We start from the raw sequence: 18981 nt of genomic DNA, 5'->3' as shown, positions 1-18981 counted from the left end.
GTTAAAAGAGTTGCTAGTCTACTTTATAAATAAGCTTCATAGTAATGGAAGCTGTTTTTTCTTTGGAAGATGTATTGTAAACACCACCCCAAGAATAATTCTCATTCGAATTCTGGCCCGTTATTTGAAAAATCCCCATGTTAGCACTTACAAGTTCCTCCAATTTTGCTCCAGAGTTTTCAGCTATTCTTTTAGCTCTCAGATTTGCGTTTTCTGTGGCACGCGCAATCATCTCTATTTTTAAATCTTCAAGTTTTGTGTAATAATACCTTGGAGGGTTTGAATAGAGCTGTATACCTTTGTTAAGAAGGTCGGTAACTTCTCTTGATATTTTTTCAACGGTTTCAACCGCTTTCGAATCTATTTGAACCGTTTGAGTTAAGGTATAACCCGTAAATTCATCTCCTAAATAATTGCCTTTGTCGCTATAAATAGGTTTTGTGTTTTTTTGAGTTTCTACAGCACTAAATACAATAACGCTATCTGGTAAGCCTTTGGCTTTTAGATAATTTAAAATTACAATTCGATCTTTCTGTAATTTGGAGTAGCCTTCCTTTAAATTTCTGTTAGACTGCAAGAATCGGGCTTCCCAAACAATAAGATCCGAGGTAAAATCGCTTTTCCCTAAACCTGTTACCGAAATGGTGCCATCTTTTTTGTTTCTGTTTATAACGGCATTGGCAAGAACGATAGACGCTATTACAATAGCGATGGAAAACAGTACAGCGTTAAGATTTTTTTTCATTACTAGCTTGCTTTAAAACTGGTTATTTTAAGATGCGCTTTACAAACGTATCAATAGTTTTAACTCCCGAGTTGGTTATGTGCTTAATAAAGGCACTACCAATAATGGCTCCTTTGGTATAGGTAGTTGCAGATTGGAAGGTCGTTTTATCAGAAATCCCAAAACCTACAATTTGTGGGTTTTTTAGATTCATATTTGATATACGCTCAAAATATTGTGTTTGGACGTTACCAAAACCGGACTGGCTGCCCGTTACGCTTGCGCTGCTAACCATATAGATAAAACCATTAGAGACAGAATCGATATAGCGAATGCGCTCATCGCTGGTTTGTGGTGTTATTAAAAACACATTGATTAAACCGTATTTTTTAAAAATGGCTTGGTATTGTTCATGATAGACATCTACGGGTAAATCAGGGATAATCAACCCATCAATTCCAAGTTCCTGACATTTTGCACAAAAGGCTTCAACGCCATATTGAAACATGGGGTTAAAATATCCCATAATAATTAACGGAATATTTACCGTTTTTCTAATGTCTTTCAATTGATTGAAAAGGACCTCAGTAGTCATGCCATTTTTTAAAGCGGCCGTAGAGCTGTCTTGTATGGTAGGGCCATCGGCTAAAGGGTCGCTAAAAGGCAAACCTATTTCAATCATATCAACACCATTTTTTTCCAAATCTTGAATAATGGAAACAGTGTCGTTCAGATTAGGGTATCCTGCTGTAAAATATATCGACAATAGTTTTTTGTCTTGTTGTAATTTATTTTGAATGCGATTCATTTCGGTTTTAAATTTTGGCGTTACCACAAGGGTCGGGCTTTCACTACTCGCACCCTCCTGCGTCGGGGAGCTCAAACATACCGTTTAATCCCTAACGCAATGGTAAATCGCAATTTATATTTTAAAATAATCAATATAGTTCTGTAAATCTTTATCGCCACGACCAGAAAGACTCATCACTACAACGTCGTCTGGTTTAAATGGTCTTTGTTTAAAAATAGCCAAAGCGTGCGAGGTTTCAATTGCAGGAATAATACCTTCAAGTTCACAAAGTTCTAAACCGGCTTTCATGGCTTGATCGTCTGTAATAGATATAAACTCGGCGCGTCCCGTTTTGCATAAATGTGCATGCATTGGGCCTACACCTGGGTAATCTAGTCCAGCAGAAATAGAATAGGGCTCGGTAATTTGTCCGTCGCTGGTTTGCATCAATAGGGTTTTGCAACCATGAATAATACCTTCTTTTCCTAAAACAGATGTTGCTGCACTTTCTCCAGAATCAATACCCAGTCCAGCTGCTTCCACAGCAATTATACCAACGTCAGGTTCATGTAAATAATGATAATACGTACCAGCGGCATTACTTCCACCACCAATACAGGCCACAACATAATCAGGGTTTTCACGCCCCTCCTGTTCTTTTAACTGCCATTTAATTTCTTCTGAAACTACCGACTGAAAGCGCGTAACCATATCTGGATATGGATGCGGGCCAATAGCTGAACCGATTATATAATGCGTATTAACAGGATTGTTTATCCAATCTCGAATGGCTTCGTTCGTAGCATCTTTCAAGGTGCGACTTCCCGACAAAGCAGGTATTACTGTGGCACCTAGCATTTTCATTCTTGCTACGTTTGGTGCTTGTCTGGCAATATCAATTTCACCCATATAGACAATACACTCTAATCCCATTAAAGCACATACCGTAGCAGTAGCTACACCGTGTTGCCCTGCGCCGGTTTCGGCAATAATTCTAGTCTTACCTAAACGTTTTGCCATTAAAATTTGTCCGATGGTATTGTTGATTTTATGTGCGCCAGTGTGGTTTAAATCTTCACGTTTCAGATAAATTTTGGTATTATATTTTTCTGAAAGCCGTTTTGCAAAATACAAAGGAGAGGGACGCCCAACATAATCTTTTAATAGTTGGTTGAACTCTTTTTGAAAATCTGGTTCAGCCATAACTTTAAGATAGTTTTGGCGCAATTCTTCTACATTAGGATATAGCATTTCAGGGATGAAAGCCCCTCCAAACTCGCCATAGTATCCTTTTTCGTCTACATTATAATTCATTGTTTTTTTATCATTCAATTTATTAATGAATTCTCTTAAAATGGAAACATTTTTTAATCCGGGTTCTTTTTCAAATTTACTATTTACATCGATAGCATAACAATACTTTGAAACCTCACTATTTTTAAATGTTTTAATAGCTTCTGCTTCGTCTAGTCCTATGCCTCCACTTAAAAAGAAAGGTTTCTGGGAGGGATAATTATTCAATAAACTCCAATCAAATCTATAACCGTTGCCGCCAGGAAGTTTGCCTTTGGTATCAAATAGGTAATAGTCACAAACATTTTCATAAGCTTCAAGCACATTAAAGTTAAAGTTATCTTTAATAGAAAATACTTTAATGATTTCAACAGGTCTTGACAGTAGTTGAGTTGAGCGCAATATGCTGCAATAGTAAGGGGCTTCTTCGCCATGAAGTTGTACGGCGTCTAATTTAAATTCATTGATTTTTTCTATAACCGTACTAACCTCCTCATTAACAAAAACCCCCACTTTTTTAATATCTTCAGATAATTCTGGAATTTTAGTATCGAAATGACGAGGGGTTTTTTTATAAAAAATAAATCCAAGATAATCGGGTTGCAAGGCTGCAACTTGTTCGATATTATCTTGATATTTCATGCCACATATTTTTAGTTTCATAACTCTAATTCTTTTATAAATGCACCTGCACTTTCGCCAGGATTATCAGTCTTCATAAAGTTTTCTCCAATTAAAAACCCTTGGTATCCGTAAGGTTGTAATTCTTTTATTGCTTCTATGTTACTAATGCCACTTTCCGAAACTTTTACAAAATCATTTGGAATGATATTGCTTAAACCTTTGCTAGTTTCTAAACTCACTTCAAAGGTTTTTAAGTTCCTATTGTTTACACCTAACATATCTAGGCTTGGCATAACAGCCTTGTGTAACTCTTCTTCATTATGTACTTCTAACAGGACATCTAAATTCAAACTCTTAGCAAATTCAGAAAATTGTTTGATTTCGTCTCTTGATAAAATAGCAGCTATTAGCAAAATAACATCGGCTCCATAAGCTTTGGCTTCTAGTATTTGGTATGAATCAATAATGAATTCTTTTCTTAGAAGCGGTAAATTACAACTTGCCCTAGCTGTTAATAAATCGTCTAGTGATCCTCCAAAGTACTTGCCATCTGTTAATACAGACATGCCGCAAACACCAGCCGATTCATAACCTTTAGAGACGTCTTGAACGGTTAAAGTGTTATTGATAACTGATTTTGAAGGCGACCTACGTTTGTGTTCTGCGATAATACCTGATTTACTATTACGTAAATTGTTAGCAAGTGAAACCGTTGGTCTTTCAAACAAAACCGATTGCTCTAATTGCGAAACAGGAATTATGCTCTTTTTAAGAGCTACTTCTTTACGTTTATCTAATGTTATTTTATCTAAAATATTCATGATTTACTTAACTCAATCAATTTATCTAAACTTGCTTTGGCTTTTCCAGAAAACAAAGATTCTTTAGCCATTTCAAAACCTTCTTGATGCGTAATTTGCTTACTTGTGGCAATGGCTAACCCGGCGTTGGCACATACCACATTGTTTTGCGCAACTGTCCCTTCGCCACGAATAATATTCTCAAATATTTTTACTGCATCGTTAATAGTATCACCTCCAAAAATAGCTTCTTGTTTTATTTTTGAGACTCCTAAGTCTTCTGGAGAGAATAATTTTTCAGTATGATTGGATACAATTTTAGCTTTACCTGTTAGGGAAATTTCATCATATCCATCTAAGGCATAAACTATATTGTAGTTATGCCCGGAATTTTGGTGTATAAAACTATAAAGCCTTAAAACTTCTAAATTAAAAACACCAAGAACATGATTCTTAGGAAATGACGGGTTAACTAGAGGGCCTAGCATATTGAAAAACGTTTTAACACCTAGCTCTTTTCTAATTGGAGCCACATTTTTCATGGCAGGATGAAAAAGTGGAGCATGCAATATGCATATGCCAGCATGATCTAAGCAACGTTTTAAAAAATCTTCATCATTGGAAAATTTAACACCCAGATTCTCCATAACATTAGATGACCCTGAAGTTGATGACACCCCATAGTTACCATGCTTTGAAACGTTAACACCAGCACCAGCCGTAATGAATGAGGACAGCGTTGAAATATTGAAGGTGTTTTTACCATCACCGCCAGTACCAACAATATCAATAGCATTAAAGTCTTTCAAATTTACTGGAACACACAGTTCTAAAAGCGCATTTCTAAAACCAGTAAGTTCTTCAATAGTTATACTGCGCATCATATAAACCGATAGAAAACATGCAATTTGGCTTGGGTTATACATGTCGTTGGATATATTAACAATAACCTGTTTTGCTTCTTCTGTTGAGATGGTTTCGTGGTTGATTAGTCTATTAAGTATGTCTTTCATTTTTTTATGGGCTTTTGGCTATATGTTTTTAGCTAATGGCTGGAGACGACAGGCTAATTACTAATTATTTACCCAATTTTCTAAAATTTTCTTACCGTCTGGTGTTAATACAGACTCTGGGTGGTATTGCACACCTCTCACATCATATTCTTTATGCCTTAAAGACATAATTTGTCCGTTTGCATCAAACGAAGTAGCTTCCAAGCTATCTGGTAAATTAGCACTAACAACCCAAGAGTGGTAACGTCCTACTTCAATATTTTTATCTAAACCGTTAAATATATATTCATCGTCTACACTTATGGTTACGTTCGTTGCAACACCATGATAAACATCCTCTAAATTATCTAGAAATCCACCAAATACTTCGCCTATTGCTTGTTGCCCAAGGCAAACCCCAAAAATGCTTTTAGTGGATGCGTATTTTTTGATAATGGGTTTTAACAGGCCAGCTTCATCTGGAATTCCAGGGCCCGGGGATAACACAATTTTATCAAAAGGTTCAACATCTTCAAGTGTTAATTTATCGTTTCTCACAACGGTTACATCACAGTTTAAATCTTCTAAATAGTGTACAAGATTGTATGTAAAACTGTCGTAATTATCTATAACTAATACCTTCTTCATATTTAAATATCTTCCGCTAATTCAATAGCTTTTGTTAATGCCCCTAACTTATTATATACTTCTTGCAGCTCGTCTTCTTTATTTGATTTTGAAACTAGACCAGCACCCGCTTGCCAGTTAAGTCTGTAATCCTTGCTTAAAAATGTGCGTATCATAATGGCATGATTAAAGTTGCCTTCAAAATCCATAAAGCCTATCGCTCCGCCATAATAACCTCTACTTGTTTTTTCGTAATCCTCTATAAGTTGCATGGCTCTATGTTTTGGGGCACCGCTTAATGTTCCAGCAGGAAAGGTGTCGGCAACTACTTGCATGGTTGAGGTTGTATCGTATTTTTGTCCTGTTACTTTACTCACTAAATGGATAACATGAGAAAAAAACTGGACTTCTCTATAAGTTTCTACTTTTACTTGATTTCCATGACGGCTTAAGTCATTTCGTGCAAGATCCACTAACATAACGTGTTCTGCATTTTCCTTGTCGTCGTTCTTAAGTTTTTCTGCCAAGGCCTCATCTTTTTGCTCATCGCCGGTACGTTTAAAAGTACCAGCAATGGGATGTATTTCGGCTAAACCTTCTGTAACAATTAATTGAGCTTCTGGAGAGCTTCCAAATATTTTAAAGTCGCCATAATCGAAATAAAACAGGTATGGAGATGGGTTGATGCTTCTTAGGGCCCTATAGATGTTAAAATCATCACCAGTAAATTCTTGTGAAAAGCGTCTCGATAAAACCAACTGAAAAACATCCCCTCGCTGGCAATGTTTTTTCGCTAATTCAACATGTTCTTTAAATTCATTATCTGTTAGATTAGATTTTATATCTCCTTTGGTATTGAATTTGTAGGAAGCAAATTTTTGAACGTTAATGAGTCTATCAATTTCATCAATATTATTGTCTATACCTTTAAAACAGTGTGCAAAAATATAGGCTTCGTTTTTAAAATGATTGATAGCAATTATATTTTGATAAACTGCATAATACATATCTGGAATAACAACCGAATCGTCTTTTTTACCAATCTCAATGTCTTCAAAATACCTCACAGCATCATAGGCTGTATATCCAAAAATGCCGTTGTTAATAAACTTGAAGTTTTCTTCTGATTCGGTGTTAAATCGCTTTGTAAAGTTGTAAACTTCATCAACCACATTTACATCATTAGTAATCTCTAGAGTTGTTTCGCTTCCATCAGGAAAGGTTTGCGAAATAACTTCATTTTCTATTTTTATAGAGGCTATTGGGTTAAAACAGATATATGAGAAATTTTTATGGTTTCTATGGTAGTCACCACTTTCTAATAAAATACTATTCGGGTATTTATCACGTATTTTATAATATACAGTTACGGGTGTAATGGTATCTGTTAAAATGCGTTTGTGATGCGTATAAAGACTAAATTTTTTCATTTTTTGTTGTTTAGATTCTGAGCAATCTCAGAATTCAAAGAAAAAGGCTTGTCGTGAATGACAAGCCTTTTCGATATTTTAAGTTTAAATATACTAGGGTTTTACTTCACGAATTTTAGTTTCGAAAGCACCACCACCATGTATTATTTAAAATTGATTTCATATTATTTTTTGTGCTCCAAATATAGAAATGAAAATATAATTCCCCAAAACTTTAAAACAATTTTTCCATAAAAGTTTGTTAAACTGCCAGATATACAAAGAACTATTAATTAGTTTTATGCATATGAAGTTAAAAGCGTTATTTGTTGCCATTCTTTTAATGGCAAGCTGTGGTAAAAATAAAGAGAAGGCTCAGGCAGAACCTAGTCAATCATTTGAAAGCAAGAAGACTGCTGAAGCATCAAAAATAGAACTAGAAGTCTATGACTTTAAGGGATTCAAGAAGTTTTTAAGTTTAAAAGATGATAAAGTCCATGTAATTAATTTCTGGGCCACGTGGTGTGCACCCTGTGTAAAAGAGTTACCTTATTTTGAAATGTTGAATAAACAATATGCAGTTGCTAATGTTGAGGTTATGCTTGTAAGTCTTGATTTTCCGCATTTATATGAGAAAAAGTTAAAGCCCTTTATTAAAGAGAAAAAGTTAATGTCTAAGGTTATAGCTCTAGACGATGTTGATATGAACTCTTGGATTCCAAGGGTAGATAGTAACTGGTCGGGTTCAATTCCGGCTACCATTATCTATAATAAGGATAGAAGTCAATTCTATGAACAGTCCTTCACTTATGAGGAACTAGAAAATGAAGTAAAAAAATTTTTAAATTAAACATTATGAAAAAAACTATCACATTAATGTCATTGTTCCTTGCAATAATTTTTATTACAGCATTTACAGTGGGTAATGGTTATAAGGTTGGTGACGTGGCCGAAGATTTTAAGCTAAAAAATATAGATGGGAAAATGGTTTCCTTGTCCGATTACCAAGATGCCAAGGGTTTTATTGTGACATTTACCTGTAATACGTGTCCTTATGCGGTGATGTATGAAGACCGAATAATTGCTTTAAACAACAAATACGAATCGAAAGGCTATCCTGTTATTGCCATAATGCCTAATAATGTTAAAGTAAAACCTGGTGATGCGCTACCAGAAATGAAAAAGAGAGCAGAGGAGAAGGACTTCACTTTTCCGTATTTAATTGATGCAGATCAAAGTGTTTACCCAAAATTTGGTGCAACAAAAACCCCGCATATGTTTGTGCTTCAAAAAACTGACAAAGGAAATGTGGTAAAGTATATTGGCGCTATAGATAATAATTATAAAGATGCTACTGCAGTTACTACAAAATATGTTGAAAATGCCGTCGACGCTTTATTGAAGGGAGAATCGGTTAAGGAAACAGAAACTAAGGCAATTGGTTGCTCAATAAAAGTATAGCATAAAGAAAATAATTTACTTAAAACCAAGGTGTAATACTTTGGTTTTTTTTTCGTCTATAGTCTCAGATATCTTAATTTTGTGATTCTCTAAAAAAGATTAATCAATATATGGAAGATTTAACTCAAGAAGAATGGGCTGAACAATTAGCAAAGGATGAAAACGCTATAATACTAGATGTTAGAACAGACGCAGAAGTAGCCGATGGTATTATTCCTAATGCTATTCATTTAGATATTTATAAAGGTCAGGAATTTATAAGTGATCTAGAAGATTTAGATAAAGAAAAGAATTATTATGTGTATTGCAGATCTGGTAACAGAAGTGGGCAGGCTTGTAAGATTATGGAACAACTGGGTTTCGAAAACGCCTATAACCTAGAAGGTGGTATGTTGGATTGGACTGGCGATGTTGTTGACTTAGAATAGAGGTAATTGAAAGCAAAACTAATTTTCGGTGCCATAATTCTTCTCTTTGTTTGTTGTAATCAAAATGTGGTTCAGAAAGGAGTGAAGCATCTTCAACCTGAAAAATTTTGTGCTTTTATAGATTCAGATAGCGTAGTAATAATTGACGTAAGAACGTTAGAAGAATTTAATAATGGACATATTCCTAATGCGATTAATATCGATTATTACTCTGATAATTTTAAAGACTTGGTAAAAGGATTAGATTCCTTAAAGCCAATTGGTATTTATTGTCGTTCTGGAAAACGAAGTGATAAAAGTATTGTTCATTTTAAGGAAGTTGGATTCAAGCAAATTTATAATCTTCACGGTGGCTTTTTAAATTGGATAGAAAAAGATCTGCCTGTTCTAAAGAGTACTAGTCCATTCTGATAAAGTGTCGTTTTAGGTGTCGTAATTAACTAGGAACATATAATAAACTACTAGAGAATACTAGTTGAAATAGCATTATGTAATCATTTAACTAGTTTTTTTGTAATTCACCTTTTTTATTTCATCCTTAATAGTCATTTATTATATCTTTAATAAAAATTTGTATAAAAATTGAATATTTAATAAATCTAACACTGATTTTATAATTAATAGCACAAATGGATAACGGGTACGTAATATTGGGGATTATAGCCTTATTGTTTATAAGCATGTATGGGTTCTCTTATTATTCAGTTGCCAGAGAAAAAATGGCAATGAAAAGAGAAAAAAATAGGCAATTGGAAAAGGAGGCGTCAATTCGTGAAAGACGATTAAAACATCAAAAAATAATTGATGAAAAAGTGAGAAAGTTTAACGAAAGAAAGGCTCAAATTCAGCATGAGTTGCAATTATTGGAAAAAATGAAAGAACAGCAAAAGGTGAGTTAATAGACGAAGCCTAAGCTTTTAAATAACATTTGAGTCTGTATATTAGTATATACAGACTTTTTTATTTTAATATATTTTATGATTTCTTGTTTCATTTATTTTAATTTGCGAAACTATACACGGGTTTATTTATCGAAATATCAATGTCTTAAGCTATTAAATACATTAAATACATTAAATACATAATAGTTATTTTAATTTCATTGCCAGTTTTTTCTCAAGAAGAAGGAATCACTGCGCAGTTTTCTTTTGATGGTAGTTTATTCAAAAAAATAGATGTTCAATCAAATGAGTTAATAGAACCAATTGCAGAATTTAATGAAGCAGAAACATGTGTAGTCCTAAGCTATATTGGTCGAGATAACTATCAGGTAAAGTATCAAGATTATGTTGGAATAGTTACTCTTGAGGACCTTGAGGTTACTGAAGAAATCATGGATCTCTATTATGCTTATCAGGAAAAGCAAAGAGCAAAAGCTATTGCAGATAAAGAAATGCGAATTGATAAAATTCGTCAAATTGAACTAGCAAAAGAAGTTGAGAAACAAAAGGCATTAAGAGTCAAATTTGTAAAAGATTCTGTCGCTCATGCCGAAGCGAAATTGAAAGCTATTCGAGAACAATTTGTTAGGGACTCTATAGCTAAAGAAGTAGCAAAACGAAAGGCGTTAAGAGTGAAGTTTATTATAGACTCCATTGCCGAGATTGAAGAAAGGAAAAGAGTTATTCGCGAACAATATGTTAGAGATTCTATTGCTAATGAAGTAGCAAAGCAAAAGGCACTACGAACACAATTTGTAAAGGATTCCTTGGCTGAGGTTGAGTCTAGAGCACGAGCTATTCGAGCGCAGTTTATTAGAGATTCTATAGCTAATGAGGTAGCAGAGCAAAAAGCACTACGAACACAATTTGTAAAGGACTCTTTGGCTAAGGTTGAGGCTAACGCACGAGCTATACGAGAGCAATTTGTTAGAGATTCTATAGCTAATGAGGTAGCAGAGCAAAAGGCACTACGAACACAATTTGTAAAGGACTCTTTGGCTAAGGTTGAGGCTAACGCAGGAGCTATACGAGAGCAATTTGTTAGAGATTCTATAAGGCAAGAAACCTTAAATAAAAAGGCTAATAGAGTGCAATTTGTTTATGATTCCATAGCTCATGCAGCAAGAAAGAAACGTAATATACGCGTCCAATTTGTAAAGGATTCAATGACAAAAATACAAGAAAAGCAAAAAGAGGAAAATGAACTATTCATTAGAGATTCTATTGCTAAAAGTATAAGAAACCTACAAGGTTTCAGAGAACAAATTATTAAGGATTCAATTGCTCGAAGTTTCAAAGAAGAATTGTTAAAAAGGGAGCAATTTCTTAAAGACTCCATTGCCAAAGAATTTGAAACTAAAAGAGCCCCTGCTATAACACCCGAAAAAGTTAAGGAGGAAGTTTATTCTTTGGAGTATAGAAATACTTGTCATTTTAGTATTAACGAATTTGATCCTTTTTATAACGTTAAAACAATTCGCACAGAACCTTACGAAGTGGCAGAGTCGCTTTCTATGGAGTTATATATGCAGGGAAGAAAAACCAATATTTTTGTAAGTGCGCAAGTCGATTTGGGATGTGTTAGCTATTTTTCACATAACCGCTCATCGGTAAAAGTTAAACTTGAGAGTGGACAAAAAGTATCTTTTTACCACTCTTGGGATATGGAATGTGGTGAGTATCTGTTTAAAGGTAATTTATCCCAATCACAAAGAAATATTTTGAGTAGTTCGCCAATAAAGTCAATTATTCTTCGAGGAACCAAAGGTCGATTAGAAATAACTGAAATTATGTATAAAACTTTTTTCATTGATAAACTTAAGTGCCTAGAAGAATAGTATTAGTCTAGTAATTGAAAACTATCAGCTTTAAAACATCTTTCAGTTCCCAAAAAGTTAGGATCGCCTAAATCTTCAGACCAAAATCCGTCTAGAATATTATTGTTTAGACACCTGTAAACAACAACACCATAATACTTTAATCTGTCTTCACCCCAATAACTAAAATTAATCACCAAGATATCATCCTTAAAAAAGCCTATTCCTTTTTGTTTTTGTTCTTTATTTATAATCCATTCAGCCAAAATTCTATTATTTGAATCTATACTTAATTTAAGCGTACCAGTATAGGTGTTTCCACTGTTATCTTGGTTGGTGCCACTCAAACGGTAATTGCCAATTAAATTTTCTATGGTCATTCAAATAAAAATTAAAAGCCTCACAAAGGGGTATTTATGAGGCGTTTAAGTGGAGTCGGAGAGAATCGAACTCTCGTCCAAACAAGTAACCAAAGGGCTTTCTACACGTTTAGTCTATTCTTGGGTTTTCGATTGTAAGCTGGTTAAAGACAACCCACTTACAACTTAGCTTCTAAATCTCGAAGGTGTATCAAAGCGCTACACTATCTTAGTTAATATTTACGATGCCTCTAAAAAGAACGCCACTAACCAAGGCTTTCTGGAGACATTTAGCTTGCACACCTTGTGTGCCGGGGCTTGAACTTACTATAATTCAGTTATTAAGCAGCTAAAGCGTAATTATTTTCGCCGTTTAAAGTTTGATTTAGCCTTTTAGGTGTTTCAAAATCATTACACCACGTGCTTACCGTTCAATTAATCTCGCTGTCAAAACCAGTCGACCCCTATTTACTGCCAAGGCAGTAACGTTGTTAAAAAACTGTAATTATCATTTAGGCGTTCCGCACATTTGCTTTTTAAGGCAAAAGTACGTCGGGCTTTACGCTATATCTTTTGTAAAAAAGCAAAAGGATGCCGCTTCAATCCCTAACGCGGAAGGCAAATTTACCAAAAACTTTGCTAATCCTGCCAAATCCAAGTAAATTAGAGCAAAACTTATTCCATCTGGTAGTCATATCATGAAAAACAGAAATTTTGAATTAGTTACACAGCCAAAAGTTAAGGAGGTTTTTAATAATTACCCCAGAGCTGTAAAACCCCTCATGCTTAATTTAAGAGACTTGGTATTGGAAGCAGCGTCCGAAATTGATGGTCTAAATAAGTTAGAAGAAACACTAAAATGGGGAGAACCAAGTTATTTAGCTAAGTATGGAAGTACTATTAGAATGGATTGGAAACCAAAAACCCCCAATCAGTATGCCTTATATTTTCAATGCTCATCCAGATTAGTTTCAACTTTTAAAGTTATTTACAAGAGTGAGTTAAGCTTTGAAGGAAATAGAGCTATAATTTTTAAATACAATGACAGCTTACCCAAAAGAGCAGTAAAGCATTGTATTAAAATGGCTCTAACTTATCATAAAATAAAACACTTGCCTTTGTTAGGCGCATAAATGAAAATTTAATACCATGAAATTTGCCATTATAAAAGAATGTAAAAATCCACCAGACCGCCGCGTCGTTTTTTCACCAGAAAAGTTAGCCGAGGCCAAGGAAAAATTTCCCATGGCAGATTTTGTTGTGGAATCATCCGATATACGAGTTTTTGATGATGAACAATATCAAAATAAAGGGTTTGATGTGGTGCATAATGTATCTGATTGTGATGTTATGTTGGGAGTAAAAGAAGTGCCAATTGAGAACCTTATCCCGAACAAAAAGTATTTTTTCTTCTCGCATACTATAAAAAAGCAACCTTACAATAGGAAATTATTACAAGCTGTTTTAAAAAAGAATATAGAATTATACGATCATGAAACTATAGTAAACGACAAAGGGTTTCGACTTATAGGGTTTGGTAGATATGCAGGAATCGTTGGCGCCTATAATGGATTTAGGGCTTGGGGTTTAAAGTTTAGATCTTGGGAATTACCCAAAGCAGGACCCTTACCCAATCAAGATGCTTTAATAGATGAGTTAAATAAAATAAAACTCCCCAATATCAAAATTCTCCTAACAGGTAGTGGAAAAGTATCCAATGGCGCTCAAGAAATGCTCGATGCTATGGCAATTAAATCAGTTTCAGTTGAAGCGTATTTAAGTAAGAATTTCGATCAGCCAGTATATTGTAAAATAGATGTTTTAGAATATAATAAGCGATTAGATGGTAAAGTAGTCACCGATGTTTTCGATTTTTTTAATCATCCAGAGAAGTACGAATCTAATTTTATGAGATTTGCTAGGGTAACCGATTATTACATTGCAGGTCATTTTTATGGAGATGGATCACCATATTTATATACCCGAGAAGATGTTAAATCTTCTGATTTTAATATACAAGTTGTTGCAGATATTAGCTGTGATGTAGACGGACCTGTGGCTACCACATTAAGGGCTTCAACAATAGCAGACCCTATTTATGGATATGATCCCGAAACAGAATCAGAAACTGACTATAGGAATGAAAAAGCTATCACAGTTATGGCGGTTGATAATTTACCATGTGAATTGCCTCAAGATGCTAGTGAAGGTTTTGGTGACATGTTTTTAGAACATGTAATCCCTGCGTTTTTTAATGGCGATGAACATGGGGTTTTAGCGCGTGCGAAAATAACTGAAAATGGGAAGTTGACTCCGAGTTTCAGGTATTTACAGGACTATGTAGATGGTATTGAATAAGTAACTCAAAACCTTGCGGAAAGGAATAAATTGAAGCCTCCAAAATTAAAATCAATTTTACCACTAAAATCCTCGCCTATGGGCACATCCCTAACTAAATAATCATTCGTGGAATAAGCAAGTCCAAGTCCAAATTTTTTAAAGAAAAAATATTCGACCGAAGCGTTGGATTCAATCACACTAATATCAATACCATTAACACTAAGGTAAAAATACTCTAACGAATATCTTGCTAAAAGCTTAGGCGTTAAGTAAGCCCCTCCATGAACTCCAAAAAGTATTGCAGGCGCGGTTACCGACGTATTTTCGTTAAATAGCCTATCATTTACTCGAGCTCTGAATCCTGTTTTTATGGATACAGCTCTAGCTCCTAAGGAAAGACCTGCATTCCAGTTTTTTTCATTAAAAAAGGAGTAGCGCCAAGTTAAAGCGTAATAATCTACATTAAATTCAAAACCCAAACCCGATCCTGCTTCAAACGTAGTATTTCCAATTACAATGTCTCTTTCAAGAACAGCGCTGGCATCTCTGTTTATACTTGTATAAGCGATAGCTAATTGCGATTTAGGTGATACACGCAACACAGTTCCTAATTTAAAAACACTCTTGTCTTCCTCTAGCCCCAAGTCTTCAAGACCTATTTCGGTTCCTAAGCCAAGTCTGCCATCTATTCTAAGGGATGTGTTAATAGAAGGAAAATAGTACCCCGCAGTTACATAAAGTCTTGGATTAATAGAGTCCCCTTCCTTAGTTTCGTAACTTTGAGCAAATACTTTTGCGGTCCCAAATAAGGTTATCATTAATAAAATAAAGTAACCAAGTCCTTTGCTTCTAAAATTATTAGTCATTTTGGTTCTAGTTTGGTTATATATAAAGGTATAAATTTTTTTTTTGAAACAGGATAATAAGTGTTACAAAACAATCAACTAATTTTATACTTAATTATATTTAGAGTTAATGAAACCAGTAGACGAATACTTTATCAACCAAAAAGAACCCTATCGGTCTATAATGTTATATGTAAGAGGTATTGTTCTAAGTACCATCCCAGATATTTCAGAACGGTATAGTTATAAAATTCCCTTTTATAATATTGGTAAAAAACCTTTACTATATATAAACATCTTAAAAGGAAAAGACTTTGTAGACGTAGCTTTTGTTCAAGGTGTTTTGTTAGAAAAAGACTTTTCGATATTAAAAAATGATAATAACAGGAAGCAGGTAAGATCAATTCAATTAAAGACTATTGAAGATTTAGATCATGACAACTTTGTTGAATTATTACGTGCTGCTGCCAGTCGATTAAGAGAAAGTAAAAAGGCTTGGTTTATTTAAATATTTAAAGACTTTTGATGGTTTTTCTAATGGCTGTTAAATTCGCCAGTAACTGTTCTAGGTTGTCTAAATGGAGCATATTGGCTCCATCACTTTTCGCATTAGCGGGGTCAAAATGAGTTTCAATAAATAAGCCGTCAACATTATTTACAATACCTGCACGGGCAATGGTTTCAATCATATCTGGTCTACCACCAGTAACACCAGCAGATTGATTAGGTTGTTGTAAGGAGTGTGTAACATCTAGCACTGTTGGAGCAAATGCTCGCATGGTAGGAATACCTCTAAAATCAACAATCATATCTTGATAACCAAACATAGTGCCTCTATCTGTAATCCAAGCTTTGTTGCTTCCTGCATCTTTAACCTTTTGTACAGCGTGCTTCATAGCTTCAGGACTCATAAACTGGCCTTTTTTTAAGTTAACAACTTTACCTGTTTTAGCGGCAGCAACCACCAAGTCTGTTTGACGAACCAAAAACGCAGGAATCTGCAAAACATCCACGTATTCCGCAGCTTTTTCGGCATCACTTACCTCATGGATGTCGGTAACAGTTGGAATGTGAAAAGTATCGGAAACTTTTTTTAAAATTTTTAAAGCTTTTTCGTCTCCAATACCTGTGAAACTATCAATTCTACTTCGATTAGCTTTTTTGAAACTCCCTTTGAAAATATAAGGAATTTCCAATTTATCGGTTATAGCTACTACTTTTTCGGCAATTCGAAGCGCCATGTCTTCTCCTTCAATAGCACATGGACCGCATAATAAAAAGAAATTATTAGACTTTATGTGTTTTAATTTAGGAATTTCTTGAAGATTCATATCTGCTGCGTCTTTGTATTTATGATGACAAATATACAATTCTGAAGTTTCAAACATAGAACTTTTGCTAATTTATGGATTAACGAATAATAGCGTGTTTTTATGTGTATCTTGTTGTTTATTAGTAAATTGAACGAATTGGATGTTTACCTTTAATTTAAAAAGGAAACCTAAACAAGCTTCGTGCGGTAAAACTATATAATAGTATTATTTATCCATTAATTATAAGTACCTTTGCACGCTTAAAATAAGGCACTCATTATGGCTAATATTAAAAACATTGCAATTATTGCTCACGTAGATCATGGTAAAACTACTTTGGTTGATAAAATCATGTACCATTGTCAATTATTCCGTGAAAACGAAAATACAGGAGATTTAATTCTAGATAATAATGACTTAGAAAGAGAAAGAGGTATAACAATTACGTCTAAAAATGTTTCTGTAACCTATAAAGAGACCAAAATCAATATTATCGATACGCCCGGTCATGCCGATTTTGGAGGCGAAGTAGAACGTGTGCTAAATATGGCTGATGGTGTTTTATTATTGGTTGATGCCTTTGAAGGCCCTATGCCTCAAACACGTTTTGTGCTTCAAAAAGCTATTGATCTAGGTTTAAAACCCTGTGTTGTTGTTAATAAGGTAGATAAGGAAAATTGTACGCCTGATGAGGTTCATGAAAAGGTGTTTGATTTAATGTTTGAATTAGGTGCTGAAGAATGGCAATTGGATTTTCCAACAGTTTATGGTTCCGCAAAGAACAACTGGATGAGCGATGATTGGCAGAAGCAAACCGAAAATATAGAGCCCCTGTTGGATATGGTAATAGATCATATTCCAGAACCAAAAATTGAAAAAGGAACAACCCAAATGTTAATTACGTCTTTAGATTTTTCATCCTTTACCGGACGTATTGCCATAGGACGCCTAACACGAGGAGAGCTTAAAGTAGGGCAAAATATATCGCTTGTGAAACGCGATGGTAGTATTGTAAAATCTAAGATAAAGGAATTACATACTTTTGAAGGTTTAGGACGGAAGAAAGTTGAAGAGGTATTGGCCGGAGATATTTGTGCTATTGTGGGGTTAGAAGGTTTTGAAATTGGTGATACGGTTGCAGATGGAGAAAATCCAGAAGGTTTAAAAACGATTGCCATTGACGAACCAACCATGAGTATGCTATTTACTATTAATGATTCGCCATTTTTTGGGAAAGATGGTAAATATGTTACCTCTCGCCATATTAAGGAACGCCTTACTAAAGAGTTAGAAAAGAACTTGGCGCTGAGAGTTGAAGAAACAGATAGTGCAGATAAATTTATGGTCTTTGGGCGTGGAGTGCTTCACCTATCGGTTTTAATTGAAACCATGAGAAGAGAAGGTTACGAATTGCAAATTGGTCAGCCACAGGTTATTATAAAAGAAGTCGATGGTGTAAAGTGTGAACCAGTAGAAGAAATGACCATTGATTTACCAGAGGAAGTTTCAGGTAAAGCTATTGAAATGGTAACTTTAAGAAAAGGTGAAATGCTAAGCATGGAGGCAAAGGGAGATAGGATGGTCTGTGAGTTTATAGTGCCTTCAAGAGGTATAATAGGACTTCGTAATCAATTATTAACCGCTACTGCTGGAGAGGCTATTATGGCGCATCGTTTTAAAGAATATCAGCCATTAAAAGGCGGAATTCCAGAACGTCAAAACGGATCATTGGTTTCTATGGAAAAAGGCACGGCCATTCCTTATTCAATTGATAAATTGCAAGATAGAGGTAAGTTTTTTATCGACCCAGGAGAAGAGATTTACGAAGGTCAGGTAATTGGTGAGAATTCGCGGGGTGATGATATGACGGTAAATGTTACTAAAACGAAAAAGTTGAGTAACGTACGTTCAGCTGGTGCCGATGATAAGGCTAAAATTGTTCCAGCGATTAAGTTTTCATTGGAAGAAGCATTGGAGTACATTCAAAAAGATGAATATGTTGAGGTAACTCCAAATCACTTAAGATTAAGAAAAATTTTCTTAACAGAAGTAGAACGGAAACGAAACAAATCAATTTAGTTTATGGAATTCTTCGGAATTTCACAAACAGAGTGGTTAGGTTATATAGCCATGTTTACAGTAGTGATTTCGTTTTTAATGAAATCAATAAAAACATTAAGAATAGTAAATAGCTTGGGCTGTTTACTATTTGTGTTTT

General features: G+C 34.6%; 20 protein-coding genes, 1 other RNA gene and 1 pseudogene. 10 read left to right on the top strand and 12 right to left on the bottom strand.

Going from position 1 to position 18981, the window contains the following annotated elements; translation table 11 throughout:
* Window positions 1-13: 13 nt before the first annotated feature.
* From E5D58_RS10595 to E5D58_RS10565, 8 genes and pseudogenes are all read right to left on the bottom strand, one after another.
* Complete coding sequence (locus tag E5D58_RS10595; RefSeq protein ID WP_136481840.1) at window positions 14-745, bottom strand: SIMPL domain-containing protein; 732 nt, start codon at window positions 743-745, stop codon at window positions 14-16.
* 22 nt (window positions 746-767) lie between these two features.
* Complete coding sequence (gene trpA / locus E5D58_RS10590) at window positions 768-1532, bottom strand: tryptophan synthase subunit alpha (RefSeq protein ID WP_136482022.1); 765 nt, start codon at window positions 1530-1532, stop codon at window positions 768-770.
* 114 nt (window positions 1533-1646) lie between these two features.
* The gene (gene trpB, locus E5D58_RS10585; RefSeq protein WP_317129282.1) at window positions 1647-2828 is read right to left on the bottom strand and encodes a tryptophan synthase subunit beta; all 1182 of its coding nucleotides are present in this window, start codon (window positions 2826-2828) and stop codon (window positions 1647-1649) included.
* Window positions 2829-2861: 33 nt separating this feature from the next.
* Window positions 2862-3449, bottom strand: a pseudogene (locus E5D58_RS15200) (phosphoribosylanthranilate isomerase); the annotation flags it as partial.
* Between the two features lie 17 nt (window positions 3450-3466).
* Window positions 3467-4252, bottom strand: coding sequence for an indole-3-glycerol phosphate synthase TrpC (trpC, locus tag E5D58_RS10580; RefSeq protein ID WP_136481838.1), 786 nt, complete (start codon window positions 4250-4252; stop codon window positions 3467-3469).
* Window positions 4249-5244 (bottom strand): anthranilate phosphoribosyltransferase, encoded by a 996-nt coding sequence (gene trpD / locus E5D58_RS10575; protein ID WP_136481837.1) that lies wholly within the window; start codon window positions 5242-5244, stop codon window positions 4249-4251. Before trpD ends, trpC begins: the two co-directional genes overlap by 4 nt.
* Before the next feature lie 60 nt (window positions 5245-5304).
* A complete protein-coding gene (locus tag E5D58_RS10570) occupies window positions 5305-5871 on the bottom strand; it encodes an anthranilate synthase component II (protein ID WP_136481836.1) in 567 nt (188 codons plus the stop codon).
* A 2-nt stretch (window positions 5872-5873) separates the two neighbouring features.
* The gene (locus E5D58_RS10565) at window positions 5874-7280 is read right to left on the bottom strand and encodes an anthranilate synthase component I family protein (RefSeq protein WP_136481835.1); all 1407 of its coding nucleotides are present in this window, start codon (window positions 7278-7280) and stop codon (window positions 5874-5876) included.
* A gap of 286 nt (window positions 7281-7566) precedes the next feature.
* On the opposite strand from E5D58_RS10565, the gene E5D58_RS10560 reads away from it, so the two are divergent.
* From E5D58_RS10560 to E5D58_RS10535, 6 genes are all read left to right on the top strand, one after another.
* Window positions 7567-8109, top strand: coding sequence for a TlpA disulfide reductase family protein (locus E5D58_RS10560; RefSeq protein ID WP_136481834.1), 543 nt, complete (start codon window positions 7567-7569; stop codon window positions 8107-8109).
* 5 nt (window positions 8110-8114) lie between these two features.
* Window positions 8115-8720 (top strand): thioredoxin family protein, encoded by a 606-nt coding sequence (locus E5D58_RS10555; protein WP_136481833.1) that lies wholly within the window; start codon window positions 8115-8117, stop codon window positions 8718-8720.
* Window positions 8721-8830: 110 nt separating this feature from the next.
* Window positions 8831-9148, top strand: a complete 318-nt coding sequence (locus E5D58_RS10550) for a rhodanese-like domain-containing protein (protein ID WP_136481832.1) — start codon at window positions 8831-8833, stop codon at window positions 9146-9148.
* Between the two features lie 81 nt (window positions 9149-9229).
* Entirely contained in the window at window positions 9230-9559 is a 330-nt protein-coding gene (locus tag E5D58_RS10545; RefSeq protein WP_168796673.1) for a rhodanese-like domain-containing protein, read from the top strand.
* Window positions 9560-9777: 218 nt separating this feature from the next.
* The gene (locus E5D58_RS10540; RefSeq protein ID WP_136481830.1) at window positions 9778-10047 is read left to right on the top strand and encodes a hypothetical protein; all 270 of its coding nucleotides are present in this window, start codon (window positions 9778-9780) and stop codon (window positions 10045-10047) included.
* Window positions 10048-10250: 203 nt separating this feature from the next.
* The gene (locus E5D58_RS10535) at window positions 10251-11927 is read left to right on the top strand and encodes a coiled-coil domain-containing protein (protein WP_136481829.1); all 1677 of its coding nucleotides are present in this window, start codon (window positions 10251-10253) and stop codon (window positions 11925-11927) included.
* Between the two features lie 2 nt (window positions 11928-11929).
* Here the strand turns inward: E5D58_RS10535 and E5D58_RS10530 are convergent, their stop codons facing one another.
* Both E5D58_RS10530 and ssrA read right to left on the bottom strand, forming a co-directional pair.
* Window positions 11930-12286 carry a hypothetical protein gene (locus E5D58_RS10530; protein WP_136481828.1) on the bottom strand — a complete coding sequence of 119 codons (357 nt, stop codon included), beginning with the start codon at window positions 12284-12286 and terminating at the stop codon, window positions 11930-11932.
* A gap of 47 nt (window positions 12287-12333) precedes the next feature.
* Window positions 12334-12730: a transfer-messenger RNA gene (gene ssrA, locus E5D58_RS10525) on the bottom strand.
* 233 nt (window positions 12731-12963) lie between these two features.
* Here ssrA and E5D58_RS10520 point away from each other — a divergent pair.
* A complete protein-coding gene (locus tag E5D58_RS10520) occupies window positions 12964-13398 on the top strand; it encodes a DUF1801 domain-containing protein (RefSeq protein ID WP_136481827.1) in 435 nt (144 codons plus the stop codon).
* A 16-nt stretch (window positions 13399-13414) separates the two neighbouring features.
* A complete protein-coding gene (locus tag E5D58_RS10515; protein WP_136481826.1) occupies window positions 13415-14623 on the top strand; it encodes an NAD(P)-dependent oxidoreductase in 1209 nt (402 codons plus the stop codon).
* A gap of 5 nt (window positions 14624-14628) precedes the next feature.
* On the opposite strand, the gene E5D58_RS10510 is transcribed toward E5D58_RS10515, so the two are convergent.
* Complete coding sequence (locus tag E5D58_RS10510) at window positions 14629-15471, bottom strand: hypothetical protein (RefSeq protein WP_136481825.1); 843 nt, start codon at window positions 15469-15471, stop codon at window positions 14629-14631.
* 109 nt (window positions 15472-15580) lie between these two features.
* On the opposite strand from E5D58_RS10510, the gene E5D58_RS10505 reads away from it, so the two are divergent.
* A complete protein-coding gene (locus E5D58_RS10505; protein WP_136481824.1) occupies window positions 15581-15958 on the top strand; it encodes a DUF1801 domain-containing protein in 378 nt (125 codons plus the stop codon).
* A 4-nt stretch (window positions 15959-15962) separates the two neighbouring features.
* Here E5D58_RS10505 and kdsA read toward each other — a convergent pair whose 3' ends face one another.
* Window positions 15963-16781: a 3-deoxy-8-phosphooctulonate synthase gene (gene kdsA / locus E5D58_RS10500; protein ID WP_136482021.1), complete on the bottom strand. Its 819-nt coding sequence runs from the start codon at window positions 16779-16781 to the stop codon at window positions 15963-15965.
* Between the two features lie 261 nt (window positions 16782-17042).
* Between kdsA and typA the strand changes: the two genes are divergently transcribed.
* Complete coding sequence (gene typA, locus E5D58_RS10495) at window positions 17043-18842, top strand: translational GTPase TypA (protein ID WP_136481823.1); 1800 nt, start codon at window positions 17043-17045, stop codon at window positions 18840-18842.
* Window positions 18843-18981: the final 139 nt, after the last annotated feature.

The sequence above is a fragment of the Cognatitamlana onchidii genome (assembly GCF_004804355.1).
GTDB classification, from domain to species: domain Bacteria; phylum Bacteroidota; class Bacteroidia; order Flavobacteriales; family Flavobacteriaceae; genus Cognatitamlana; species Cognatitamlana onchidii.
This window is presented reverse-complemented; position numbering and strand designations above follow the sequence as displayed.